We start from the raw sequence: 24,736 nt of genomic DNA, 5'->3' as shown, positions 1-24,736 counted from the left end.
GTCGTGGCTGACCAAGGTGTTTGCACTTTTCTTATTCATCAGGGGGAAGGACTAGGAAAATGATTATGGAATGGTTTGTTACATTACTTCAAGGAATTGGCTACGTCTTTTTACATCCATTATTTTATATTGGTTTTTTCACGATGCTATTGATTGGAATTGCACGGGTAAAACGTGAACGAAAAGATTTTCACACAAAGGTTTATGATTTTATTGATGAAACGGTTATTTCATTAGTACCTGGTATTGTGACGGGGATGCTAATATCTCTTGTTGCGATTGGTTTAGGGATTGTCATTTCTGTTGAATTTATTATCCTTGCAACCCTACTGTATATGGTATTCATTGCCACTACACATGTGAGGTTGATTTCACCGTCTTATGTCATTCCGTTTGTTTTGGTTGTAATGTTGTTATTTATGGTTGGATCATTGGGATTCACTGCTCCATTTATAGGGGACCTTGTGTTTGAGTTTAGTGAAAGCTTGATCGTTCATGCCGTCATTTTAATGGCACTACTCTTGATTGGCGAAGGCTTTTTAATTCGAACGAATGGCCATAAAAATACGTCACCGAAATATTTGAAAAGTAAGCGAGGCAAGCTGATCGGAGCACATGAATCAAAGCGTTTATGGTTTGTCCCTGTTTTTCTTTTATTACCGAATGGCGTCTTACCGAGTAGTGACTTTTGGCCGGTTCTAACGATAGGAGAGCAGGGCTCGTATTCCGTTATTTTCGTGCCTTTTCTCGTCGGCTTTCACCAACTTATTAAAAGTTCAATGCCAGCTCCTTTTATTCAAAAAATAGGAACACGTGTCATTGTCCTAGGGATTGTTATTAGTTTGTTGAGTGCTGCTGCTTACTTATATCCATGGATAGCTTTCATTACTGCAAGTGCAGCCATTTTAGGGAGAGAGTTCATTTGGCTCAGGGCCAAACAAAGAGATGAGAGGAAAACGGGTTATTTTACCCCGCAAAAGTCAGGCGTTATGGTTCTCGGGATTATCCCGCGTTCACCTGCAGCAAAGCTTCAGTTGCAAGTGGGTGAATTAATTGTAAAAGTAAATGGTCAAAAAGTGAATGATCAAATTCAATTCTATGATGCACTCCAAAGGAATTCGGCATTTTGTAAACTAGAGGTCATGGATGAAAACGGTGAAATTCGTTTTGCCCAAACCGCACTCTACGATGGTGAGCATCATCAGCTTGGCGTATTGTTATTAAAGGCAGAATACGAACTGCAAAATTCGGTTGTGTAAAAATGTTTTTCAAAATGGGCATGAACTCTACTATAGAGAACAGATTTGGTACATTTCCGTCATACGAGTAAGTGAATGGGTGGAAAAAGTAATAGAAGTTAAGGTCCCACAGAGCTAGTTAATTAGCTAACTCTGAGGGGTTTTTTATTTTATGGAAGTAAACTATAAAATAGATACTCACAAAAATTAAAATTTTCGTATAATACGTGATTCAGCCGTAAAATGTAGCTGTGTTTTTTTTTTTTTTTTCGTGTTGAAAGACTTTTTTGCCGTTTATCAAGTCTTACTAGTAATTTAGTCTATATGTATGTGAGTAACTTTGATAAAAATGTAGTAGAAAGTTCCGTTAATTTTGTTTAAAATTTTTTTATAATGACCCCCTAAAAAAAGAATGGGTGACCGTATAGGTAGATAGAATGATTTACTGAAAAAGGCAAAACCATTGAAAGGTGGTGACGCAAAGCTATAGGGACTAAAGGGATAACCGATGTTAGCCAGCTACCATACGTAAAAGGAGAAGAATCGACATGATGAAAAAAGTAGGTAAACAAGTTAGAGAGAAAGCATTTGTATTTCTCGCTCTTTCCCTTTGTTCAGTTTTTCTGATGACTGGATGTGGCTCTAATGACACTTCACAGGAACAGAATGGTGAAGAAGCTGAGGTACATAGCGAAGCAGACGATGTGCAAGCACTGCTTTATGAAAATTCGGAAGCTGGGTTCAGAGTCTATGAAACTTCTAACTGGGAATTCAAGAAAGAAACAGGCAATGAATCAGTAAATGTAACGTTTGAAAACGACCAGGCAAAAGCAATTATTACCGTTGTATCTACTAATAAGCAGCTAGAAGAAATTAAAAAAGAATTAAAGACAGCACTGAAAAAATCTACGATTATAGAAGAAACAGAGCATTATCTCGCCTTTCAGTCTGATCGAAAAGAAAGTATTCGTTCCGATATTTATATTGACCAGCGTGAAAATGGTACAAGCATTATTACATTTATGGTGCCAGCTGAAGATTTTGATGCAAATCAAGAGAAAATGGAAGAGCTAAAGCGACATATTGAATGGTTTTAGAACAAAACTAATTTAAAAAAGGAGTACGATCACATGAAAAAATTTATTGTAGCAACAGTGGCAAGCTTAATTTTGATTGCGGCACCCGTCCATGCAGAAGAGGCTGAGAATGAATATGTTAGCCCAGAATCTGAACTTTACGATACTTCTCGCTTAATAGAAGAAGCTGAGTATGAGCTGACAGAAGATAGTTTAGAAAAAGCACTACTTAAAGATGAATACGCCGAGGAGCGCTTACTTGAAGCTGAGGAAATGCTAGAAAGCGGAGATGAAGAAGCAGCTGAAAATACTTTAGAAGAGTATACTGAGCATGTTGTCGAAGTTGAGAAAAACTTAGACGATGCTAAGGCAAAAGGTGACGACATCAGCGAAGTCGAAGCGATTGTTGCGGAAAAAATAGCGAAGCGTAGCGAAAACCTTCGTGCATTACTAGAAAGAGAAGACCTTCCAGAAGAAGCTAAAGCAGGAATTGCAAAAGCGATAGAAAATAAAGAAAAAGCGATGCGACGATTTGCAGAAGCGATGAAGCGAGCAGAGCAGGCAAAAGAGAAAGGTGAGCAAGCTAGAGAAGAGGCGCAAGAAAAAGCAGAAGAAGCTCAAGAAAAAGCGCAAGAACGAGCAGAAGAAGCTCAGGAAAAAGCACAAGAGAGAGCGAAGGAAGCGCAAGAAAAAGCACAAGAGAAGGCGAAAGAAGCACAGGAAAAAGCACAAGAGCGTGCAAAGGAAGCGCAAGAAAAAGCACAAGAGAAGGCGAAGGAAGAGCAGGAAAAAGCACAAGAGAAGGCGAAAGAAGCACAGGAAAAAGCGCAAGAGAAGGCGAATGAAGCGAAGGAACAGGCCCAAGAGCGAGCAGAGGAAGGTAAAGCGAATAAGCCTGAAACAACAGGTCGACCTTAACAAGAATATCGTGAAAAAAAGCTCCCATTCTAATAAGATGGGAGCTTTAAATTTCTCCAATAAAGTAAACATCGCATGTGTTGATGCTTGAACAGAGTCAAGTCAACGAATAGGATAAATTATTTTGATTACAAAATATGTAAAAGTGTATTTTGAGGGTGTTGTCACAATTTTGTCACAGTTTGGACAATAAAAGTCGGAATTTGGACAATAAAATGATCAAACTGGACCATAAATCCTAAATTCGGCTCAAAAAATTGAAATCTGGACCGATAAATACAAAAAATTGAAAATACGTTCTCTCCTAATCTACTTCACCATAGAAAAAACCTATAAAAATAGTAATTGCTTAAAGGATTTGATAGTTTTCACGCAGAATCTACTCTCAAATGAGTAAAGGGAGTGACTTTATGATTAAAAAAAATCGCAAAATACCATTAAAAATACTAAAATTAAAAGCACTACTAAGACGACTAGCTCCTAACCACCCCAAACGGCAATACATAGAAGAAGAGTTGGCTAAAAGTATAGCTGGTTACAATGGAGAAAAGGCTATTGATTTCCACTTATCATTTTTACCTCACGATTATTTGATCTTACACGATCTCAGAATCCTCGACAGTGAGCAACGCTACTTTCAAATTGATACTTTGATAATATCCCCAGCATTTTGTATTATCCTCGAAGTTAAGAATATTTCTGGTTCACTTATTTTTGACCAAACTTTTCACCAGTTGATCCGTCAATCAAGTGATAGAGAAGAGGGTTTTCCGGATCCACTCCTACAAGTCAAACGTCAGCAGACCCAATTAGAAGGATGGTTGAAAAAAAATAAATTGCCACAGATCCCCATTTTTTCCTTTATTGTTATTAGTAATCCCTCGACAATTATAAAGGGAGGCCCGAAAGATACAGTTATCCATTCCGCAGCACTTCCTTATAAAATCAAACGCATAGCTGAAATGAATTTACAAGAAGTCGCCACATTAAAAGAATTAAAAAAAGTTACCTCATTTTTAATAAAACAACATACCATTTCCAACTATAACATTCTCGAAAAGCTAGGGATCCATAAAGAGGACATTCTTACAGGTGTCCATTGTCCATTATGTTTTGAAATCCCGATGATTAAAAAAGGGAACAATTGGATTTGTTTTCATTGTCAGTACCATTCCCGCAACGCTTATATTCCCTCGCTACAGGACTATGCTCTCCTGATTGGAAGCACAATAACTAACGAAGAGCTAAGATCATTTCTACACATTTCATCTCGATCGATTGCCTCAAAGCTATTAGCTTCAATCCCGCTTCAGCATTCAGGTCAAACAAAGGGAAGAAAATATAAGTTAGACTTTCCAGAAACTTAGTAAGTTACCTAAACGAGCAAATATCATTTTACAATCTCCCCAACAATCTAAATTCTCCCAACAATCTAAAATCTCTCCAACAAGAAGAAGTAACTCCATCAAAATGCCCACTTCTTGACAAGCGCCTGGATAATTTTTACTATAATACCCCTGTTGATAAAAAACAGGGAATATACGTTCGTTAAAATTGTGTAAAAGTGGTGGCTGTGTGGTATAATGAAAACATTGGAAAAAGAATAAAGAAGTTTGTTTACATAAGTTGAAACGATCACAATTGTGTAGGAGTAAATGTGTGGCAACAACAAAAACTTAGGCTTTTGCTATACAGTTTTGACGATAAATGGTAGTAAAGTTTCTTAAAATGTAAGGGGGAACCATGCCGTGGAGCACAGTTTTCAGTTAGTCTCTCAATATCAACCACAAGGAGATCAGCCTGAAGCGATCAAACAGCTTGTCAAAGGTATTAATGAAGGCAAAATTCATCAGACACTATTAGGGGCAACAGGGACAGGTAAAACCTTCACGATCTCAAACTTAATTAAAGAAGTGAACAAACCAACGTTGGTGATTGCTCATAATAAAACATTAGCTGGGCAGCTTTACAGTGAGTTTAAAGAGTTTTTTCCGAACAATGCGGTTGAATATTTTGTGAGCTACTATGACTACTATCAACCGGAGGCGTACGTCCCTCAGTCGGATACATATATTGAAAAAGATGCGAGTATAAATGATGAAATTGATAAACTGAGACACTCTGCAACTAGTTCGCTGTTTGAGCGACAGGATGTCATTATTATTGCAAGTGTTTCGTGTATCTATGGTTTAGGTTCTCCAGAAGAATATCGTGACCTCGTCGTCTCACTTCGAACAGGAATGGAAAAAGAGCGAAATGAGCTCTTGCGGGATTTAGTCGACATTCAATATGATCGTAATGATATTAATTTCACGCGCGGTACGTTTCGTGTTCGTGGTGATGTGGTAGAGATTTTTCCTGCATCACGTGATGAACAGTGTATTCGTATTGAGTTTTTTGGCGATGAAATCGAACGGATTACGGAAGTAGATGCATTAACAGGAGAAATCAAAGGTGAACGAAATCATGTCGCGATTTTCCCAGCATCTCACTTCGTTACTCGTGAAGAAAAGCTAAATCGAGCGATTGTGAACATTGAAGCTGAGCTAGAGGAGCGCTTAAAAGAGCTGAATGAAAATGGCAAACTCCTTGAAGCCCAGCGACTCGAGCAGCGGACGCGCTATGACCTTGAAATGATGAGAGAAATGGGCTTTTGCTCTGGGATTGAAAATTATTCGAGACACCTGACGTTTCGCCAGGCAGGAGATACACCGTATACGTTGCTCGACTTTTTTCCAGATGATTATTTAATCGTCGTTGATGAGTCGCATGTGACGTTACCGCAAATTCGCGGGATGTATAACGGAGACCGGGCGCGTAAGCAAGTTCTTGTAGATCACGGATTTCGCTTACCATCCGCGTTAGATAACCGTCCGCTTCAGTTTGAGGAATTTGAAGGAAAAACGAATCAAATTGTCTACGTGTCGGCTACACCAGGCCCGTACGAACTAGAAAAAACGCCAATAGTCGTTGAGCAAATCATTCGCCCAACTGGATTGCTGGACCCTACAATTGAAGTTCGTCCAATTGAAGGCCAAATTGATGATTTAATCGGGGAAATCAATGAACGAGTCGCACGAAAAGAGCGAGTACTCGTGACGACATTAACGAAGAAAATGTCCGAGGATTTAACGGATTATTTAAAAGAGGTCGGCATCCGCGTTCAGTATATGCATTCTGAAATTAAAACGCTTGAGCGGCTGGAAATTGTCCGTCAGCTCCGAATTGGAACCTTCGATGTGCTCGTCGGAATTAACTTATTAAGAGAAGGGCTAGACATTCCAGAAGTTTCGTTAGTGACGATTTTGGATGCCGATAAAGAAGGATTCTTGCGTGCGGAGCGCTCGCTTATTCAGACGATTGGCCGGGCGGCTCGTAATGCAAACGGTCATGTCATTATGTATGCGGACAAAATCACAAAGTCGATGAAAATTGCGATGGATGAAACGAATCGTCGCCGAAAAATTCAAGAAGAATACAACGAAAAACATGGCATCACACCGATGACCATTCAAAAGAAAATTCCAGAGATCATTCAAGCGACATACGCTGCAGAAACGGATGAAACTTACACTACAGCACCGACGATGAAAATGAGTAAAAAAGATCGCCATGCGATGATTGAGCGAATGGAAAAAGAAATGAAAGACGCAGCGAAAGATTTAAACTTCGAACGTGCAGCAGAATTGCGTGATTTAATTTTAGAGCTAAAAGCGGAAGGATGAAGGTAAGATGGCACTCGAAAATATTATCGTTAAAGGAGCGCGTTCTCACAACTTAAAAAATATTGATGTGACGATCCCGCGCAACAAGCTGGTTGTCCTAACGGGACTGTCAGGATCAGGGAAATCCTCCCTTGCCTTTGATACGATTTATGCAGAAGGGCAACGACGCTATGTGGAATCGTTGTCCGCGTATGCCCGCCAATTTCTTGGACAAATGGACAAGCCGGATGTCGATGCGATCGAAGGGTTATCACCAGCGATATCAATTGACCAGAAGACAACGAGTCGAAATCCACGCTCTACGGTTGGAACCGTCACGGAAATTTATGATTACTTGCGACTTCTGTTTGCGCGAATCGGGCGACCGATTTGTCCAAAGCATGGAGTGGAAATCAGTTCTCAAACGGTTCAACAAATGGTCGATCGGATAATGAAGTACCCTGAACGGACGAAAATGCAAATCTTAGCACCTATCGTTTCGGGCCGTAAAGGTGAGCACGTGAAAGTGTTGGAGGATATAAAAAAACAAGGTTTTGTTCGAATTCGCGTGGATGGCGAAATGCGTGAAGTTGCTGAAGACATTCAGCTTGATAAAAATAAAAAGCATAGCATTGAAGTGGTGATTGACCGAATTGTCATGAAAGAAGGGATTGGGGCGCGTCTGACAGATTCGATTGAGACAGCTCTAGGACTAGGTGATGGTCGTGTCCTCGTTGATGTTATCGGGGAAGAAGAGCTTCTTTTCAGTCAGCATCATGCGTGTCCGCACTGTGGCTTTTCAATTCCGGAGCTAGAGCCACGGATGTTTTCTTTTAACAGTCCTTACGGGGCATGTCCATCATGTGATGGGTTAGGAACGAAGCTTGAAGTCGATCTTGACCTCGTCATCCCGGATCGTTCCAAGTCTTTAAATGATCATGCGATTGCGCCGTGGGAACCGACAAGCTCACAATATTATCCGCAATTACTTAAATCGGTTTGTGATCATTACGGGATTGATATGGATGTGCCTGTTGAACAAATATCTGAATCGTTATTGAATAAAGTTTTATATGGCAGTGGTACGGAGAAAATTTATTTCCGCTATGAAAATGAGTTTGGACAAATTCGCGAAAATCATATTATTTTTGAAGGGGTTATCAATAATATTGCCCGCAGGTATCACGAAACGTCATCCGACTATATCCGGGAGCAAATGGAAGGGTATATGGCGCAACACCATTGTCCGAAATGTAAAGGCAATCGCCTAAAAAAAGAAAGCCTTTCTGTTTTAATTGGTGGCAAGCATATTGGTGAAGTAACCTCCCTTTCTGTGAAAGACGCCAAATTGTTCTTTGACCAACTGGAACTAACCAATAAAGAAATTGCGATTGCTCGCCTGATTTTAAAAGAAATTAATGAACGCCTTGGCTTTCTAATCAATGTAGGACTCGACTACTTATCGTTACAGCGATCGGCCGGAACACTATCTGGCGGCGAAGCCCAACGCATTCGTTTGGCTACACAAATTGGATCCTCGTTAATGGGTGTCCTTTATATTTTAGATGAACCTTCGATTGGTTTACATCAACGGGACAACGATCGCTTAATTGAGACGTTAAAGCATATGCGTAATTTAGGAAATACGTTAATTGTCGTCGAACACGACGAAGATACAATGCTTGCTGCTGATTATATTATTGATATTGGTCCAGGAGCAGGTGTCCACGGAGGAACGGTTACGGCGCAAGGAACTCCAGAAGAAATCATGGAGAACGCTGAGTCGTTAACAGGGCAATATTTGTCTGGGAAAAAATTCATCCCGCTTCCTGTCGAGAGACGCAAATCGGATGGGCGCATGTTGACCATTAAAGCAGCGAGTGAAAATAATTTGCAAAAAGTCAATGTGGAGATCCCGTTAGGCATTTTTGTAGCAGTCACCGGAGTATCAGGGTCTGGAAAAAGTACACTTATTAATGAAATTTTATATAAATCATTGGCGCAACGACTGCATAAAGCGAAAGATAAGCCGGGTGCACATAAAGAAATTACTGGGCTTGAACACGTGGATAAAGTCATTGATATTGACCAGTCACCGATCGGTCGTACCCCTCGCTCAAATCCGGCGACGTATACAGGTGTGTTTGATGATATTCGCGATGTCTTTGCATTAACGAATGAAGCGAAAGTACGTGGGTATAAAAAAGGACGGTTTAGTTTTAACGTCAAAGGGGGACGTTGTGAGGCGTGCCGTGGCGATGGGATTATTAAAATTGAGATGCACTTTTTACCTGATGTGTATGTACCGTGTGAAGTTTGTCACGGGAAGCGCTATAACCGTGAAACGCTAGATATCATGTATAAAGGTAAGACGATTGCAGATGTGTTAGCAATGACGGTGGAAGATGGTTTAGAGTTCTTTGCGAATATCCCAAAGATTAAGCGAAAAATCGAGACACTTGCTGATGTTGGTCTCGGTTATATGAGACTGGGCCAACCGGCGACAACGTTATCTGGGGGAGAAGCACAGCGTGTGAAGCTCGCTTCCCAGCTGCATCGTCGCTCGACAGGTAAGACGCTATATATTTTAGATGAGCCAACGACTGGTTTACATGTTCATGACATTGATCGACTTTTACATGTTCTGCAACGGTTAGTTGATAACGGGGATACGGTTCTTGTCATTGAGCATAATTTAGATGTGATTAAAACCGTCGATCACATTATTGATTTAGGGCCAGAAGGTGGCGATAAAGGTGGCGAAATTGTCGCTACTGGAACACCTGAAGACGTCGCTACCGTTAAAGGCTCATACACAGGGCATTACTTAAAACCGATTTTAGAACGTGATCAAGAGCGGATGGAAGCGCGTGTAAAGGAAAAAGAATTATTGAAAAAATAAGATCTGCATTTGAACCGAACAGGATTGAAACCTCCTGCGGTTCAGTCCAGTCCGTACGTCGGTGACCGGGCGCTTCCGCTTTTCTTGTCTAGCTGCAGGTGTCATCGGCTCGAGGTCGCTTCGGTCCATCAAACGTGTCCAAAAATCAGGACACTAATTGCTGGCCCTCCAGCGCTTGTCGCTGATAAGCAGACACCTTCCGCTTTTCTTAAGTTGTTAAAATAAATGTAACTTTTTTCTTCATATCACGTATGTATTATTGAGTTGTGAAAGATTTTTCGTAGAGGAGAGGTCTAAATGGAAGAGCGAAAAATGATCTTAAAAATGATTGAGGACGGTAAAATCACAGCGGAAGAAGGATTGAAATTATTAAATGCCCTTCAACAAGATGAGCACCAAGACAATAAAGAAAGGAAGTCTGAACAACAACAGCAAACGGCATTGTCTGATCGCGTCGATTGGGATAGTAAACGTCAATCACGACGTACGTATCGTCATTCGTCAGGGGCATCTGTACTTACGGGATTTATCGAAACGGCGATTCAAAAAATTAAAGATTTGGATTTAGATTTTAACTTCGGTTCATTTGTAGAAGTCGAACATATTTTTCATCATAAGAACTTTAACGGAAAAGAGCTTGACTTCTCGCTAGAAAATGGATCTGTTACGTTGGTGCCATGGGATGAGCAAGATATTCGTGTGGAATGTAAAGCGAAGGTATATCGGGCTCGAGATATGGAAGAAGGGCGTCAAACGTTTTTACAAGAAGCCATTTTTGAAGGAAGAGAAGATCGTATTCGCTTTTATACGAAAGTAAAAACAATTAAAGTTCAGGCAACTTGTTATATTCCGAAGGCCGAATATGAAGCGATAAAGGTGTATACATTTAATGGGCACATCAAAGGGGAAAAGCTTCAAGGAGACAAATTAGAGATTAAAGTCGTTAATGGTAGTGTACATTTGTCTGATGTCAAAAGTAAGCGTCTTTATGCTGAAACGGTTAACGGACCGGTAGACATTACTGCAATTCACAATGACTGGTGTGAAGTGAAGACGATGAATGGTGCGATTACGCTTGAAGGAAAAAATATTGATGTGAATGTTGAGACCGTCAATGGTGCAATTCGTTATCGACTCGATGAAGTTTCTGAGCCATGTTATGCTGATTTAAAAGCAACAACAGGAAGCATTATTGTATCGGTTCCAGCAGAACTCCGTATTGAAGGAAAGCTTGAAACAAATGTCGGCGGCTTTACATGTGATTTAAATGGGTTAGAAATCGTTGAAGAGAAAAAGGATTTTGTTCAAAAAACGCTTTCTTTTATCGCGAACAAAGAATGTTCACCACGTTTAAAATTAGAAAGTGAAACGAATACAGGCTCTATTCAAGTAGAGCAGCGTTCGTAACAATGTGAGGTGAGGAAAATGAAAAAAAGATTATTTCGAACTGTGCACGATCGCAAAATAGCCGGCGTCTGCGGTGGAATTGCAGACTATTTTAATCTTGATCCTTCTCTTGTTCGTATTTTATTTGTGATCCTTTTCTTTGTAACAGCTGGGTTTCCACTGTTAGTTGGCTATATTGCAGCAGCAGTCGTTGTACCAAATGAAGGAGACATTATTGAATAATGGGCTGGCTCATCCATCTGCTCGTGAATAGTATAACGTTGCTAATTGTGGCCCATTTCTTTGCATCGTTTCATCTTTCGGGCTTTGGGGCTGCTTTCTTTGCAAGTATCATTCTTTCCATCCTAAATTTTATCGTTCGGCCGATTTTAGTATTTTTAACTTTGCCGGTAACGATTTTGACATTGGGCCTGTTTTTATTTGTTATTAATGCGATTACCTTAAAGCTAACAGCTGGCTTTATGGGGTCTTCTTTTGACATCAATGGATTTGGGATGGCCGTACTGGCGGCTATTATTATTACAATTCTGAATACCCTCATTCAAAAAATGATTGTCGAGCCATTGCGGAAATAGGAAACTTATTAATCGTGTTAAACGGAAAAGCACTGAACCATATCTGATGTTCAGTGCTTTTGTCATTTTCATCACACTTAAAAAATCCGCCTCTTTTTTCATGAGTACTTTTAAGGGTATAATGTGAAGGTAATGTGATGTATAGGATGGAGGAATATGGATGGCGAAAGTGACTGCAAATGATTTGATAGAGAAATTTCAATTGGAGCTTATTAGTGGGGAGGAAGGAATTTATCGCCCCATCGCAACGAGTGATATTTCACGGCCTGGTATTGAAATGGCGGGCTTTTTTACATATTATCCTGCGAATCGTCTTCAATTACTAGGGCGTACGGAGCTGTCGTTCTTTCAACAGCTAAGTGATCATGATAAGAAGGAGCGAATGCTTAAACTTTGCACATATGATACTCCAGGTATTATTATTTCAAGAGGGCTAGATGTTCCTGCTGAGCTTGTAGAGGCTTCAGAGGAGAAAGGCGTACCGATTTTACGAGCGACGTTAACAACGACTCGTCTAAGTAGTAGATTGACGAATTTTTTAGAAAGTCGCCTTGCACCAATGACAGCGATTCATGGGGTGCTTGTTGATATTTACGGGATTGGTGTCTTGATTACGGGAGCAAGTGGTGTTGGTAAAAGTGAGACAGCTCTTGATTTAGTACGTCGTGGTCACCGGCTAGTTGCCGATGATTCAGTCGAGATTCGTCAGGAACATGAAGATACGTTAATTGGTCGGTCGCCCGAATTAATTAAACATTTACTTGAAATTCGCGGTCTAGGCATCATTAATGTCATGACATTATTTGGAGCGGGTGCGATCCGTCCGTTTAAACGAGTTGCACTTGTGATTAATCTAGAGTTGTGGGATCAAAAGAAAGCATATGACCGGTTAGGCTTGGAGGAGGATACGTTAAAAATTATAGACGTGGAGGTTCCGAAGTTAACTGTTCCTGTTCGCCCAGGTCGTAACTTAGCTGTAATCGTTGAAGTAGCAGCGATGAACTTCCGTTTGAAGCGTTTAGGTATTAATGCCGCACAAGAATTTTCCGAGCGGCTCACAGATGTGATCGAAGAAGGAGATCGAGACGACTATTTATAAGGATTGAAGAGGTGAAATATTATGGAGGAAACAATTCAGCCATTAAGTAGAATTGCGCTTGAATTAGGGCCAATTACAGTGTATTGGTATGGGTTATTAATTGGATTAGGTGTTGTTATTGGTTACATATTAGCGACAAGAGAAACAGAAAGACGTGGTTTGCCAAAAGATACGTTTGCTGATCTTTTAATTTGGGCATTACCAATTGCGATTATTTCTGCACGATTATATTATGTTATTTTTCGCTGGGAGCATTATGCTGATAATCCGATAAAAGTGTTTGCTATTTGGGAAGGTGGATTAGCGATTCATGGTGGATTAATTGGTGGTGTAGTGACAGCCTATATTTTTGCCAAGAAGCGAGGGATTTCGCTTTGGAAGCTCCTCGATATCGCTGCACCGAGTATCATTATTGCTCAAGCCATTGGACGTTGGGGCAACTTTATGAACCAAGAAGTGTATGGTGGGCCTGTTACACGTGAATTTTTAGAACGTTTAATGCTTCCTGAGTTCATTATTAATCAAATGTATATTAATGACCCTCAGTTTGGACTAAGTTATTATCAGCCTACCTTTTTATACGAATCGGTTTGGAATATTCTCGGTTTTGTTTTATTATTGTGGTTACGTCGTGTGAACTTGAAGCAAGGGGAGATTTTCCTTAGCTATGTGATTTGGTATTCGGTTGGGCGTTTCTTTATTGAAGGAATGCGATTAGACAATTTAATGATCGGGGATATACTGCGTGCTGCTCAAATCGTTTCGATCCTTTTAATTGTTGGTGCAATTATTCTTTGGATTTATCGTCGGAAAACCGGCTTAGCTGCGAGAAACTATTTAGATGATGAGCCGGCAGCCCAAACACCTTCAAGTCATACGAAATCGAAAAAGACCAAAAAGAAAAAGAAAAAATAAGTGTAGTTAGGAGAGGAGCTCACGGTGGGAACTTTACAACGAGGATTACTCGTAGGATTACAAACAACGTGGACGTTAGGGAAAATTATTTTCCCGATCACGCTCATCATTACGATACTCGGCTATACCCCAGTTCTTGAGTGGGTTGCTCAATGGCTGTCTCCTGTCATGGGTTGGATTGGTTTACCTGGGGATGCGGCAATTCCATTACTGTTAGGAAATGTACTGAATTTATATGCAGCAATTGGTGCCATTTTAACGATGGAGCTATCGGTCAAGGAAGTTTTTATATTAGCTGTTATGCTTTCTTTTTCTCATAATCTGTTCATTGAGTCTGCAGTTGCAGCTAAAGTCGGCATTCGAATGTCGGTCGTTTTGGCGGTTCGACTTGGCTTAGCGTTTTTCTCTGCTTGGATGATCCACCTTATTTGGAAGGGTGGAAGCGAAGTTGCACAATATGGGCTCGTTTCTTCTGGGAAAGAAGCTGAGATCTCAAGCTGGCTAGCGATTGCATGGAAAGGAATTGAAAGTGCTACACTAGGAATAGCACAACTGGCTATCATTGTGATCCCGCTAATGGTATTTATTCAAATTATGAAAGATTTAAATTGGTTAAAAGTATTTTCAAAATGGATGTCGCCGTTTACGAAAATGCTAGGAATTCGTGAAAATACGTCGACGACGCTTGCTTCTGGATTGATTTTCGGCCTTGCCTTTGGCGCAGGGGTGATGATTCAGGCAGTTAAAGAAGATGGGGTAAAAAAGAAAGATTTGTATTTAGTATTTATCTTTCTCGTCGCATGTCATGCGGTCATTGAAGATACATTAATTTTTATTCCACTTGGGATACCTGTTTGGCCACTACTGATCATTCGCCTTGTCGTTGCTATTATCTTAACGGTGGGGATTGCCTTTGTTTGGAACCGACTTGAGAAAAAGCAGCAAGTAACAGGAAAGGAAGCTTTTCATGAAAATTGATACACTATTATTTGATCTAGACGGAACATTGATCAATACGAATGATTTAATCATTGCTTCATTTTTGCATACACTTGAGCACTATTATCCGGGTGAGTATACGCGTGAGAAAGTGATTGAGTTTATTGGTCCACCGCTCGTTGATAGTTTTAGAGGCATCGATCCTGAACGTGTGGATGAAATGATTGCAATGTACCGCGATCATAATTTATCGAATCACGACTTGTTAGTAAAAGAATATGAAGGTGTGTTTGAAACGATTGAACGTTTATATCAGGAAGGATATAAGCTAGCGGTCGTAACGACGAAAATGAAAAATACTGCGCTACGTGGCCTTGAGGTCACAGGCTTGGATCGATTTTTTGAAGTGATTGTTGCCATTGATGATGTCGAAAAGGTGAAGCCTGACCCAGAACCATTAGAAAAGGCAATGACAGCTCTAGGCTCAACGGCAGAGACGACGATAATGGTTGGAGATAGTCAGTATGATGTGTTAGGTGGAAAAAATACAGGGACGAAAACAGCCGCCGTTGCATGGACGATTAAGGGTGAAGCGTTTATTCGTTCGTTTAAGCCTGATTATGTTTTAGACGATATGAGAGATTTATTGAAAATTGTTGGAGTGGAATAATTGTGAGAAGGACGAAACGGTATCCCGTTGAAGGCAGTAATTCGCTTTGGCAAATTTATAAGACGGTTCCATTTTGGAAGGTCGTGAAAAGCTTTGTCGTCATTCAGATTGCGCGTTATACACCATCGATTTCGCTGAAAAATTGGATGTACCGGCACTTGTTGAAAATGAAGGTCGGTGATCAGACGGCAGTTGCGTTAATGGTAATGATGGATATCATGTTCCCTGAGAAAATTTCGATTGGGCGGAATTCAATTATCGGCTATAACACCACGATCCTCGCACATGAATATTTGATCGATGAATATCGTCTCGGCGATGTGGTGATTGGCGATGAAGTAATGGTCGGGGCAAACTCAACGATCTTGCCTGGTGTGACGATTGGCGATGGAGCGATTGTCTCAGCGGGTACCCTCGTTCATCAAGATGTTCCCGCTGGCAGCTTTGTCGGCGGAAACCCGATGCGTGTCATTTATACGAAGGAAGAAATGGAGCAACGGAGTAAGGCGCAGATGATGGAGTAGAACTGTTGCTATATTTATAAAAAAGCCGACTGAGTTTCTTTTTTTAGAAATCAGTCGGCTTTTTGTTGTAGTCAGGGAAATTATAAATCCGTTAATCTGTAGACGAAGAGTGTTGAATCATGTCAAATTTTGTTGAGAAATCGATAAATGACTGAAACTTAAAAATAAAATGCACAAACTTGAAAATAAAAAGCACAATCTTGAAAATAAAACACCCGAACTTGAAAATAAAACACCCGAACTTGAAAATAAAGTACCTAAAGTTCAAAACTCGGCCTCTTCATTAACGCTAAATGGTACGACAATTATATTAAATAAAACCCAATCCCCATGATGGCATACGCGGCGAGCAAGGTGGCTCCTTCAAACCAGTTTGAATCGCCGTCGTTTGTAATGATGATCGTGAGTAAGGCGGCAAGGACCATCGCAATCAACTCTGGAACCGTGAAAACGAGAGGCATTGGATTGCCAAATGTTAAGGATAGCAAAACTAGGACTGGCGTAACAAACATCGCGATTTGTATAGATGAGCCAATCGCTATTTCAATCGAAGCATTCATTTTATTTTTGTAGGCCATCCAAATAGCTGAAGCGTGCTCGGCTGCGTTTCCGACAATGGCGACGACAATGACCCCGATAAATACTTCACTCCAGCCAAATGATTCCGCGACAGTTTCAAAGGTGTGGACGAGCTTTTCACTGACAAAGGCGACGCCAATGGTTGACAATAAGAGAATGATAAATGATTTTCGTTTTGTCCACTCGGCAACTTCGTGTTCAGTTCCTTCTTCTATGTTCGGATAAACACCGCGGTGCGTGACGAGACGGAATAAGAGAGCAGCCATGTACAGGAGGATAAGCACAACCGCTACACTCACACTTAGCACCATTGCGTTATTATGTGTCGTTTGACTGGCAAAAATATGAGGAAAGACAAAGGCAATGATCACTCCCATCATCAGTAAACCTGAGTTGTGCCGCGAGTCATGAACATTGAATTTCTGCCGCTTGTATTTTAACCCTCCAACAAAAAAGGATAAGCCACAAACTAATAATAAATTGCCAATCACCGCTCCTGTCAATGAAGCGAGTACGATTGAGATATAGCCTACTTTTAGAGCAAAGATAGAAATGATTAACTCCACTGCATTACCGAACGTTGCATTTAATAGTCCACCAAGCCGTTCGCCAACATGAACAGCAATACTTTCTGTAGATCTTCCCATAAATGTAGCAAGAGCGATAATAGTTGCAGCGTAGATAGCAAACATTAAATTATGTGACCAATGTAAAAAATCGCCGAGAAACGACAATGGAATTCCAATAATTATGGCAATTAAGAAAAATTTTTGCATCAATATCGTTCCTTTCATTTCCAATAGTGTTACTATAGTTTGTGTAGATTTCAAAGAATTATCATATTTACCTTGTGCTATAGCCCAAATTAATGAATTTCAACGTAACATGAGTTGACGATTATAGGAGATGCGTGTAAACTACTAAATAACATCCTTTATCTTGTTAGTATATTAGCGTACTAAAGTGTCGTGGTTAGAGTACAAATTGAACGTACAAACTGTTAAACTACAGAAAACGAGCAAAGTACGAAGTATGGAGCGTGGAAAAATGTCGAAACCATTTATGTTTGAAAAACCGATCGGGATGAGAGATACGTTGCCCGAATTATTTGAAACGAAGCAAAGAATTGCCAATGAAATAAATGAAGAAATTTCTCGTTGGGGCTACCGTTCGATTCAAACACCAACTTTGGAATATTACGAAACCGTCGGAGTGGCATCTGCGATTTTAGATCAACAACTATTTAAGTTATTAGATCAAGATGGGAACACACTTGTTCTTCGACCGGATATGACAGCACCGATTGCAAGACTTGCAGCTTCAACCTTAAAAAATGAAGCGTATCCGCTACGCCTTGCGTACCATACGAACTTGTATCGTTCACAGCAGCGTGAAGGTGGGAAACCAGCGGAGTTTGAGCAAATTGGGGCCGAACTCGTTGGCGATGGAACAGCAAGTGCTGATGCCGAAGTCATAGCATTAATGATTGCTACGCTACGAAAAGCGGGAGTAGAAAACTTCCAAGTAGCGATCGGTCATATTGGATATGTGAATGCGCTATTGCTTGAAGTTGTTGGAAACGAAGAGCGAGCAAATGTCTTAAGACGTTATTTATATGAAAAAAATTATGTAGGCTATCGTCAACATGTAAAGAGCTTACCACTTTCTTCTATTGATAAAAGTCGCCTCTTAAATTTACTTCAATTACGTGGGGGCAGTGAGAAAATCAATGCAGCAAGTGAATTGGTGCAAAGCGAAGCTGGAGAACAAGCGCTACAAGATTTGTCGAAGCTATGGGAAGCGTTAGAGTGCTACGGTGTGACTGAATTTTTAAAAATTGACTTAAATTTAGTTATGCATATGAGCTACTATACGGGAGTTGTTTTTGAAAGCTATGGCAGCCGCCTAGGTATCCCGCTTGGAAGCGGTGGGCGTTATGATGAGTTACTAGCGAATTTTGATCGACCGGCTCAGGCAACAGGATTTGGCATTCGTCTCGATTTACTTATCGAAGCAATCGGCTCCAAAAAACAGCTAACACCACAAACATGCATTATTTTTAGTAACGAACGAAGAAAAGAAGCCATTGCTCTTGCGATGGAAAAAAGAGAGCAAGGCCAAGCCGTTATTTTACAAGATTTAGCTGGTATTAATGATGTCGATGTTCTATCGGAACAATTTGCAGAGGTCGTATATTGTATTGGAAAAGCGAAGAATGGAGGTGCTGGTGATGAGTGAGTGGTTAACGGTGGCGATGCCAAAAGGTCGTATTTTTGAAGAAGCGGCTGATTTATTAAGAAAAGCGGGTTACGCATTGCCTGATGAGTTCGATGCTTCTAGGAAGCTAATCATCGATGCACCTGAAGCAAAATTGCGCTTCATTCTAGCGAAACCGATGGATGTTACGACGTATGTTGAGCATGGAGTGGCTGACGTTGGTGTTGCGGGGAAAGATACGATGCTAGAGGAAGAACGAGATGTTTATGAAGTGCTTGATTTAAAAATTAGTGAGTGTTATTTAGCGGTTGCAGGGTTGCCAACCTATGAGAAAAAAAGCGAAATTGCCCCAAAAGTCGCTTCGAAATATCCGAATGTCGCGATCCGTTATTTTAAAGAACAAGGCGAGCAAGTGGAAGTGATTAAGCTAAATGGTTCGATTGAGCTTGCCCCGCTTGTTGGCTTGGCGGATCGAATTATCGATATTGTTTCAACAGGTCGGACGTTAAAAGAAAATGGACTTGTTGAATTAGAAAAAATTATGGACATTACGTCCCGTCTGATCGTTAACCCCGTCAGTTATCGAATGAAAGATGAGTGGATTGATGACTTAGTTGAACGCCTGGCAAAAGTCATTGAGGGGGATGACCTATGAAAATTGTAAACGTAACGAAGGACGTCTCTCTTAAGCGAACGATTGAAGCAGGAACGGAAACCCAACAACAAGCGGTCACCGAAATCATTGATAAAGTCAAAGCGTATGGCGATGATGCGCTCGGTGCTCTGACTGAAAAATTTGATGGGGTCAAGCTTGCGTCTTTTGCAGTAACACCCGAAGAAATCGAAAAAGCGTATGACGAAATCGATGCAGACGCTCTAGCGGCCATTCGCGAGGCGATCAATAATATTCGTGATTTTCATACAAGACAAAAGCGGGAAACGTGGATTACGACAAAAGAAGACGGGACGATGCTCGGACAAAAAGTGACGCCACTTGATTCGGTCGGTGTCTATGTACCCGGTGGACGAGCGGCTTATCCATCATCTATCATGATGAATGTTATTCCTGCTCAAGTTGCAGGGGTTGAGCGCATCGTGATGGTGTCCCCGCCGCACTCGAATGGGTCTTGGCCAGCAGGGGTACTCGTGACAGCGAATGAACTCGGTGTTACTGAAATGTATAAAGTCGGTGGTGCTCAAGCGGTTGCTGCATTAGCGTATGGTACTGAAACGATTGCGCCGATCGATAAAATTGTTGGGCCTGGAAATATTTACGTTGCTCTTGCAAAACGCGCAGTGTTTGGGCAAGTCGATATTGATATGATCGCAGGCCCGAGCGAAATCGTTGTCCTCGCAGATGAAAAAGCGAATCCGGTATTTATCGCAGCAGATCTCCTTTCTCAAGCAGAACATGATCCGATGGCGTCTGCGATCCTTGTCACACCTTGTGAAGAGCTTGCGCAAGAAGTTGCTGATGAAGTGGCTGTGCAGCTTGAAACCTTACCGAAACGAGATATTGCGGAGGCGTCGATCCGTGATTATGGTGCGATTTATGTTACGAGTGATTTAGCGGAAGCGATTGATACAGTGAACCAGCTTGCTCCGGAACATCTTGAAGTGTTAACCGAAGAACCGCTCACTTTATTAGGAAAAATTAAGCATGCTGGAGCGATTTTTCTCGGCCCTTACAGCTCAGAGCCAGTGGGCGACTATTTTGCGGGACCGAATCACGTGTTACCTACCAATGGTACTGCGCGGTTTTCAAGTCCGTTAAATGTTGATGATTTTACAAAAAAATCCAGTATTATTTACTATAGCCAAGCCGCACTTCAAGCGAATGGCAATAAAATAACAACCCTTGCTCGTCTTGAAGGATTAGAAGCGCATGCACGAGCGATTGATAAGCGACTAGAGGAGGAAAAGTAACATGGAACGTACTGCAAGCATTGAGCGTAACACAGGTGAAACACAAATTAAATTACAATTTGGTATTGATGGCGAAGGAAAATCCAATCTAAATACAAACGTTCCTTTTATGACGCACATGCTCGACTTATTTACAAAGCATGGTCACTTTGACTTAACGATCGATGCTACAGGCGATGTGGAAGTCGATGATCACCATACGACCGAAGATATCGGAATTTGTCTTGGGATTGCGCTGAAAGATGCGCTAGGTGATAAGCGCGGAATTAAACGTTACGGAAATGCATTTGTGCCGATGGACGAGACACTTGCTCAAGTCGTTGTTGATTTAAGTAATCGCCCGCATCTCGAGTTTCGTGCGGAATTTCCGAGTCAGAAAGTCGGCACATTCGATACGGAATTAGTACATGAATTTTTATGGAAGCTCGCGCTTGAAGCACGAATGAACTTACATGTGATCGTTCATTATGGCCACAACACACACCATATGATTGAAGCGGTATTTAAAGCATTAGCACGTGCATTAGATGAAGCCACACAAATCGATGAGCGCGTAAAAGGTGTTCCGTCAACGAAAGGAATGTTATAAATGATCGGTGTCATTGATTATGGGATGGGGAATTTACATAGCGTCAGCAAGGCACTCGAGCGCTTAAATAAAGATTATTTTGTGTCTGAAAAAGTAGAAGACCTTCAAAAAGCAGACGGGCTTATTTTACCAGGTGTAGGGTCTTTCCGTGATGCGATGGAGATTTTACAGAACGATGGTCTTGCTCAGTTTGTGATTGACTGGGCGAAGGCAGGAAAGCCGTTGCTTGGGATTTGTTTAGGGATGCAGCTGTTATTTGAAGAAAGTGAAGAAAACGGGGAAACAAAGGGGCTGAATCTATTACCTGGTGCAGTACGTCGGTTTCCTGGCGTAACTGCGCAAGGTGAAGCGTATAAAGTGCCGCATATGGGCTGGAACCAGCTTGAGTTTCACCAGCCGGAGCATGCGCTTTTAAAAGATGTCGAAAATGGTCACGTCTACTTCGTTCACTCTTATGTTGTGCGCACAGAAGATGACACTGTGGTCATTGCGAGTAGTGATTATGATGGCAAAGTTCCTGCGGTTGTAGGGAAAGGCAATATTATGGGGACTCAGTTCCACCCGGAAAAAAGTAGTTCGATCGGTATGAGTATTCTTGCAAACTATGTGAGAGTCGTAGAGGGGAGCGCGTCAAATGAGTAAAGTAACCATTTATCCAGCAATTGATATGCGTGGTGGAAAATGTGTACGACTAATCCAGGGTGATTATGATCAAGAGACGGTATATGGAGATTCGCCGTTTGAGATGGCAAAAACGTTCGCTGAAGCAGGGGCAGAATGGATCCATATGGTTGACCTTGATGGTGCAAAAGCCAAGAAGCCTGTCAACTCCGAGTATGTTCTTCGTGTCGCTAAAGAGCTTAACGTAAAAGTACAAATTGGTGGTGGAATTCGTACGAAAGAAGATGTGGCTTTTTATTTAAAGCAAGGGGTGGATCGTGTCATTCTCGGCAGTGTCGCGGTTAACGATCCTGAATTTACAAAAGATATGCTCGCCAAATACGGCGGGGAAAAAATCGCAATTGGCCTTGATGCGCGTGACGGCTATGTTGCAACAGAAGGCTGGCTTGAAACGTCACAAGTAAAAGCCGAAGAACTTGGCAAAGAAATGGCCGACCACGGTGCTGAAGTATTTATTTTTACTGATATTTCTCGTGATGGTATGTTAACAGGACCAAATGTTGAAGCGTGTCGTTCACTCGCGAATGCTACAGGTAAAGAAGTGATTGTTTCTGGTGGTGTTAGTCAATTGGCCGACCTTGCCGAAGTGAAGCCTTATGCTTCAGAAGGTGTTCGCGGTGTGATTATTGGTAAAGCACTGTACACGAACCAATTCACGCTCAAGCAAGCGTTAAGTGAGGTGGAGTAAGTGCTAACAAAACGAATTATTCCGTGTTTGGATGTAAAAGATGGACGTGTCGTCAAAGGTGTTCAGTTTGTGAATTTACGTGATGCAGGAGACCCTGTTGAGCTTGCTGCTTTTTATGATGAGCAAGGTGCAGATGAACTTGTTTTTCTTGATATTTCCGCGTCTCATGAAGGTAGAGAAACGATGGTCGAAGTCGTGGAAGAAGTGGCGGCCAAGCTTGCGATTCCGTTTACTGTTGGTGGTGGGATCAATTCATTAGCAGACATGAAGCGAGTATTGCGCGCGGGAGCTGATAAAGTTTCACTCAATACAGCGGCCGTTAATCGACCTGAAGTGATTACTGAAGGAGCGGATTACTTTGGTTCTCAATGTATCGTAGTCGCGATTGACGCGAAATATGATGAAGAACTAGGCACGTGGCGTGTGTATACACACGGTGGCCGGACACCGACTGACTGGAAAGTGATTGACTGGGCGCAGGAAGCCGTTCGTCGAGGTGCCGGAGAAATTCTTCTGACGAGTATGGATCAAGACGGAGAAAAAACAGGCTTTGATCTCCCGTTAACAAAAGCGGTGAATGAAGCAGTAACTGTACCTGTCATTGCTTCTGGAGGAGCAGGTGCGAAGGAATGCTTTTACGATGTTTTTTCGGAGACGAAATGTGATGCCGCGTTGGCTGCTTCCATTTTCCATTATAAAGAAACGTCTGTAGCGGAAGTGAAATCGCTACTTAAAGAGAAGGGAGTGCCCATGCGATGAACATAACTGAATTAAAATTTGATGAAAAAGGACTTATCCCTGCGATCGTCCAAGATGCGCAAAGTAAAGAAGTACTTACGTTAGCTTATATGAACGAAGAGTCGCTAAAAAAGACAATCGAAACGAGAGAAACATGGTTTTATAGCCGCTCTCGTCAAGAGCTCTGGCACAAGGGTGCAACGTCTGGTAATACGCAGAAGGTTGTTGATTTACGGTATGATTGTGACTCGGATGCAGTAGTTGTCTTGGTTGAACCAAGTGGCCCAGCATGTCATAAAGGGGTGTACACCTGCTTTGCCGATTCCCTATTGAAGGATGAGGTAAGTGCGAAAGAAGATCGTTTTTCGATTATCACACGACTTGAAACATTGATCGCTGAGCGTGAAGCGGAAATGCCTGCAGAATCCTATACGACATACTTGTTTGATAAAGGCGTTGATAAAATTTTAAAGAAAGTTGGCGAAGAAGCTGGAGAGGTCATTATCGCTGCGAAAAATCGTGACCCAGAAGAGTTAAAATGGGAAGTTGCCGATTTACTCTTCCATTTACTCGTCCTGTTACGCGAGCAAAAGCTACCGCTTGATGAGGTGTTAGCCGTACTTGAAGAACGTCACACAAAATAAATAACACAGAGCTATCGATTGCTGGGTAGCTAGATGATTGTATTATATATGTTAGCAGAGGAGCAAAGTGGATTTACTTTCCCTTGCTCAGTTGCAAAAGCCCTACTTTTATTTGCAAAAGTAGGGTTTTGATATGAGGACATCCAAAATTCAACGTTGGGAATTAAAATTATTGACATATGATGAAAAAGGGTGAAATTGAGAGAAAAGAAAAGAAGCTATTCGCTTACATTTCGAATGTTCTCGTTTTCATTAGGGATAACAGGCTTTGTATAAAAAAACAAGTCAAGATAAAATGAAATCACCTAATAACAAAAGGAGGTTCATCATATGAAAAATTTCCTTTCGAAATTATATAACGTATTTTTAGAGGCGCAAGAAGAAAAAGCAAAACGCTATGTAGAACAGAACAAACTATTCTTGTAATTAATTTTATAATAAAATTACTAATAAAAAACACCCTGTCTATTTTTACAGACAGGGTGTCGTTTTGTGTAAGGATAAAGGCTGGCCCTCCAGCGCCCAGCGTCTAGTGGACTTCGCTCTTCTCCTTACGATAAGTCAACATCGCCTCACTAACGTTCATCGTGTTTCCTTTATCTCCTACGGTTCAGTCCAGTCTGTACGTCGCTAAACGGCCGCTTCCGCTTTTCTTGTCTAGCTGCAGGTGTCATCGGCTCGAGGTCGCTTCGGTCCATCAAACGTGT

Annotated in this window: 23 protein-coding genes and 1 riboswitch; of the genes, 22 read left to right on the top strand and 1 reads right to left on the bottom strand. The window is 41.4% G+C overall.

The window, feature by feature from the left end; translation table 11 throughout:
- Positions 1-59: 59 nt before the first annotated feature.
- The 14 genes from J0N78_RS02450 (at position 60) to J0N78_RS02385 (ending at position 15,967) form a co-directional block, all read left to right on the top strand.
- Complete coding sequence (locus J0N78_RS02450) at positions 60-1,259, top strand: PDZ domain-containing protein (protein WP_209121437.1); 1,200 nt, start codon at positions 60-62, stop codon at positions 1,257-1,259.
- 422 nt (positions 1,260-1,681) lie between these two features.
- Positions 1,682-1,765, top strand: a riboswitch (cyclic di-GMP riboswitch).
- Between the two features lie 21 nt (positions 1,766-1,786).
- A complete protein-coding gene (locus J0N78_RS02445; protein ID WP_209121436.1) occupies positions 1,787-2,335 on the top strand; it encodes a hypothetical protein in 549 nt (182 codons plus the stop codon).
- Positions 2,336-2,368: 33 nt separating this feature from the next.
- A complete protein-coding gene (locus J0N78_RS02440) occupies positions 2,369-3,232 on the top strand; it encodes a DUF5667 domain-containing protein (RefSeq protein WP_209121435.1) in 864 nt (287 codons plus the stop codon).
- 410 nt (positions 3,233-3,642) lie between these two features.
- Positions 3,643-4,599: a nuclease-related domain-containing protein gene (locus J0N78_RS02435; protein WP_209121434.1), complete on the top strand. Its 957-nt coding sequence runs from the start codon at positions 3,643-3,645 to the stop codon at positions 4,597-4,599.
- A 381-nt stretch (positions 4,600-4,980) separates the two neighbouring features.
- Positions 4,981-6,957: an excinuclease ABC subunit UvrB gene (uvrB, locus tag J0N78_RS02430; RefSeq protein ID WP_209121433.1), complete on the top strand. Its 1,977-nt coding sequence runs from the start codon at positions 4,981-4,983 to the stop codon at positions 6,955-6,957.
- A 7-nt stretch (positions 6,958-6,964) separates the two neighbouring features.
- Positions 6,965-9,838, top strand: a complete 2,874-nt coding sequence (gene uvrA, locus J0N78_RS02425; protein ID WP_209121432.1) for an excinuclease ABC subunit UvrA — start codon at positions 6,965-6,967, stop codon at positions 9,836-9,838.
- Positions 9,839-10,135: 297 nt separating this feature from the next.
- On the top strand, positions 10,136-11,245 hold the full coding sequence (locus J0N78_RS02420; RefSeq protein ID WP_209121431.1) for a DUF4097 family beta strand repeat-containing protein: 1,110 nt from the start codon (positions 10,136-10,138) through the stop codon (positions 11,243-11,245).
- Between the two features lie 18 nt (positions 11,246-11,263).
- Positions 11,264-11,467, top strand: coding sequence for a PspC domain-containing protein (locus tag J0N78_RS02415; RefSeq protein ID WP_209121430.1), 204 nt, complete (start codon positions 11,264-11,266; stop codon positions 11,465-11,467).
- A complete protein-coding gene (locus J0N78_RS02410) occupies positions 11,467-11,820 on the top strand; it encodes a phage holin family protein (RefSeq protein WP_209121429.1) in 354 nt (117 codons plus the stop codon). The genes J0N78_RS02415 and J0N78_RS02410 overlap by 1 nt, the downstream gene beginning before the upstream one ends.
- A 160-nt stretch (positions 11,821-11,980) precedes the next feature.
- Positions 11,981-12,919, top strand: a complete 939-nt coding sequence (hprK, locus tag J0N78_RS02405; RefSeq protein ID WP_209121428.1) for an HPr(Ser) kinase/phosphatase — start codon at positions 11,981-11,983, stop codon at positions 12,917-12,919.
- A 21-nt stretch (positions 12,920-12,940) separates the two neighbouring features.
- Positions 12,941-13,834, top strand: coding sequence for a prolipoprotein diacylglyceryl transferase (gene lgt / locus J0N78_RS02400; protein WP_247747087.1), 894 nt, complete (start codon positions 12,941-12,943; stop codon positions 13,832-13,834).
- 24 nt (positions 13,835-13,858) lie between these two features.
- Positions 13,859-14,812 (top strand): nucleoside recognition domain-containing protein, encoded by a 954-nt coding sequence (locus tag J0N78_RS02395; RefSeq protein ID WP_209121427.1) that lies wholly within the window; start codon positions 13,859-13,861, stop codon positions 14,810-14,812.
- Positions 14,802-15,443, top strand: a complete 642-nt coding sequence (gene ppaX, locus J0N78_RS02390) for a pyrophosphatase PpaX (protein WP_209121426.1) — start codon at positions 14,802-14,804, stop codon at positions 15,441-15,443. The genes J0N78_RS02395 and ppaX overlap by 11 nt, the downstream gene beginning before the upstream one ends.
- A 2-nt stretch (positions 15,444-15,445) precedes the next feature.
- Positions 15,446-15,967 (top strand): acyltransferase, encoded by a 522-nt coding sequence (locus tag J0N78_RS02385; protein WP_209121425.1) that lies wholly within the window; start codon positions 15,446-15,448, stop codon positions 15,965-15,967.
- A gap of 305 nt (positions 15,968-16,272) precedes the next feature.
- Here J0N78_RS02385 and cax read toward each other — a convergent pair whose 3' ends face one another.
- Complete coding sequence (gene cax / locus J0N78_RS02380; RefSeq protein ID WP_209121424.1) at positions 16,273-17,322, bottom strand: calcium/proton exchanger; 1,050 nt, start codon at positions 17,320-17,322, stop codon at positions 16,273-16,275.
- Between the two features lie 271 nt (positions 17,323-17,593).
- Between cax and J0N78_RS02375 the strand changes: the two genes are divergently transcribed.
- From J0N78_RS02375 to hisIE, 8 genes are read left to right on the top strand one after another with little or no spacing between them, the layout of a single operon-like run.
- Positions 17,594-18,784 (top strand): ATP phosphoribosyltransferase regulatory subunit, encoded by a 1,191-nt coding sequence (locus J0N78_RS02375; RefSeq protein ID WP_209121423.1) that lies wholly within the window; start codon positions 17,594-17,596, stop codon positions 18,782-18,784.
- The gene (hisG, locus tag J0N78_RS02370; RefSeq protein ID WP_209121422.1) at positions 18,777-19,418 is read left to right on the top strand and encodes an ATP phosphoribosyltransferase; all 642 of its coding nucleotides are present in this window, start codon (positions 18,777-18,779) and stop codon (positions 19,416-19,418) included. The genes J0N78_RS02375 and hisG overlap by 8 nt, the downstream gene beginning before the upstream one ends.
- A complete protein-coding gene (gene hisD, locus J0N78_RS02365) occupies positions 19,415-20,689 on the top strand; it encodes a histidinol dehydrogenase (protein WP_209121421.1) in 1,275 nt (424 codons plus the stop codon). Before hisG ends, hisD begins: the two co-directional genes overlap by 4 nt.
- Position 20,690: 1 nt before the next feature.
- Positions 20,691-21,278 (top strand): imidazoleglycerol-phosphate dehydratase HisB, encoded by a 588-nt coding sequence (gene hisB / locus J0N78_RS02360; protein WP_209121420.1) that lies wholly within the window; start codon positions 20,691-20,693, stop codon positions 21,276-21,278.
- On the top strand, positions 21,279-21,920 hold the full coding sequence (gene hisH, locus J0N78_RS02355; protein ID WP_209121419.1) for an imidazole glycerol phosphate synthase subunit HisH: 642 nt from the start codon (positions 21,279-21,281) through the stop codon (positions 21,918-21,920). It abuts the gene before it with no gap.
- Positions 21,913-22,647 (top strand): 1-(5-phosphoribosyl)-5-[(5-phosphoribosylamino)methylideneamino]imidazole-4-carboxamide isomerase, encoded by a 735-nt coding sequence (gene hisA, locus J0N78_RS02350; protein WP_209121418.1) that lies wholly within the window; start codon positions 21,913-21,915, stop codon positions 22,645-22,647. Before hisH ends, hisA begins: the two co-directional genes overlap by 8 nt.
- Complete coding sequence (gene hisF / locus J0N78_RS02345; RefSeq protein WP_209121417.1) at positions 22,648-23,406, top strand: imidazole glycerol phosphate synthase subunit HisF; 759 nt, start codon at positions 22,648-22,650, stop codon at positions 23,404-23,406. It begins immediately after the preceding gene.
- Positions 23,403-24,029: a bifunctional phosphoribosyl-AMP cyclohydrolase/phosphoribosyl-ATP diphosphatase HisIE gene (hisIE, locus tag J0N78_RS02340; RefSeq protein WP_209121416.1), complete on the top strand. Its 627-nt coding sequence runs from the start codon at positions 23,403-23,405 to the stop codon at positions 24,027-24,029. The genes hisF and hisIE overlap by 4 nt, the downstream gene beginning before the upstream one ends.
- Positions 24,030-24,736: the final 707 nt, after the last annotated feature.

It is taken from the genome of Alkalihalobacillus sp. BA299 (assembly GCF_017745675.1).
GTDB lineage: Bacteria > Bacillota > Bacilli > Bacillales > Bacillaceae_F > Alkalihalobacterium.
The sequence above is the reverse complement of the archived record's forward strand: the minus strand, read 5'-3'. Positions and strand labels throughout refer to the sequence as shown.

Coding starts and splice junctions, on each gene's coding strand:
- J0N78_RS02450 (WP_209121437.1), top strand. CDS start 60: ATGATTATGGAATGGTTTGTTACATTACTTCAAGGAATTGGCTACGTC.
- J0N78_RS02445 (WP_209121436.1), top strand. CDS start 1,787: ATGATGAAAAAAGTAGGTAAACAAGTTAGAGAGAAAGCATTTGTATTT.
- J0N78_RS02440 (WP_209121435.1), top strand. CDS start 2,369: ATGAAAAAATTTATTGTAGCAACAGTGGCAAGCTTAATTTTGATTGCG.
- J0N78_RS02435 (WP_209121434.1), top strand. CDS start 3,643: ATGATTAAAAAAAATCGCAAAATACCATTAAAAATACTAAAATTAAAA.
- uvrA (WP_209121432.1), top strand. CDS start 6,965: ATGGCACTCGAAAATATTATCGTTAAAGGAGCGCGTTCTCACAACTTA.
- J0N78_RS02420 (WP_209121431.1), top strand. CDS start 10,136: ATGGAAGAGCGAAAAATGATCTTAAAAATGATTGAGGACGGTAAAATC.
- J0N78_RS02415 (WP_209121430.1), top strand. CDS start 11,264: ATGAAAAAAAGATTATTTCGAACTGTGCACGATCGCAAAATAGCCGGC.
- J0N78_RS02410 (WP_209121429.1), top strand. CDS start 11,467: ATGGGCTGGCTCATCCATCTGCTCGTGAATAGTATAACGTTGCTAATT.
- hprK (WP_209121428.1), top strand. CDS start 11,981: ATGGCGAAAGTGACTGCAAATGATTTGATAGAGAAATTTCAATTGGAG.
- lgt (WP_247747087.1), top strand. CDS start 12,941: ATGGAGGAAACAATTCAGCCATTAAGTAGAATTGCGCTTGAATTAGGG.
- ppaX (WP_209121426.1), top strand. CDS start 14,802: ATGAAAATTGATACACTATTATTTGATCTAGACGGAACATTGATCAAT.
- cax (WP_209121424.1), bottom strand. CDS start 17,322: ATGCAAAAATTTTTCTTAATTGCCATAATTATTGGAATTCCATTGTCG.
- J0N78_RS02375 (WP_209121423.1), top strand. CDS start 17,594: ATGTCGAAACCATTTATGTTTGAAAAACCGATCGGGATGAGAGATACG.
- hisG (WP_209121422.1), top strand. CDS start 18,777: ATGAGTGAGTGGTTAACGGTGGCGATGCCAAAAGGTCGTATTTTTGAA.
- hisD (WP_209121421.1), top strand. CDS start 19,415: ATGAAAATTGTAAACGTAACGAAGGACGTCTCTCTTAAGCGAACGATT.
- hisB (WP_209121420.1), top strand. CDS start 20,691: ATGGAACGTACTGCAAGCATTGAGCGTAACACAGGTGAAACACAAATT.
- hisH (WP_209121419.1), top strand. CDS start 21,279: ATGATCGGTGTCATTGATTATGGGATGGGGAATTTACATAGCGTCAGC.
- hisA (WP_209121418.1), top strand. CDS start 21,913: ATGAGTAAAGTAACCATTTATCCAGCAATTGATATGCGTGGTGGAAAA.
- hisIE (WP_209121416.1), top strand. CDS start 23,403: ATGAACATAACTGAATTAAAATTTGATGAAAAAGGACTTATCCCTGCG.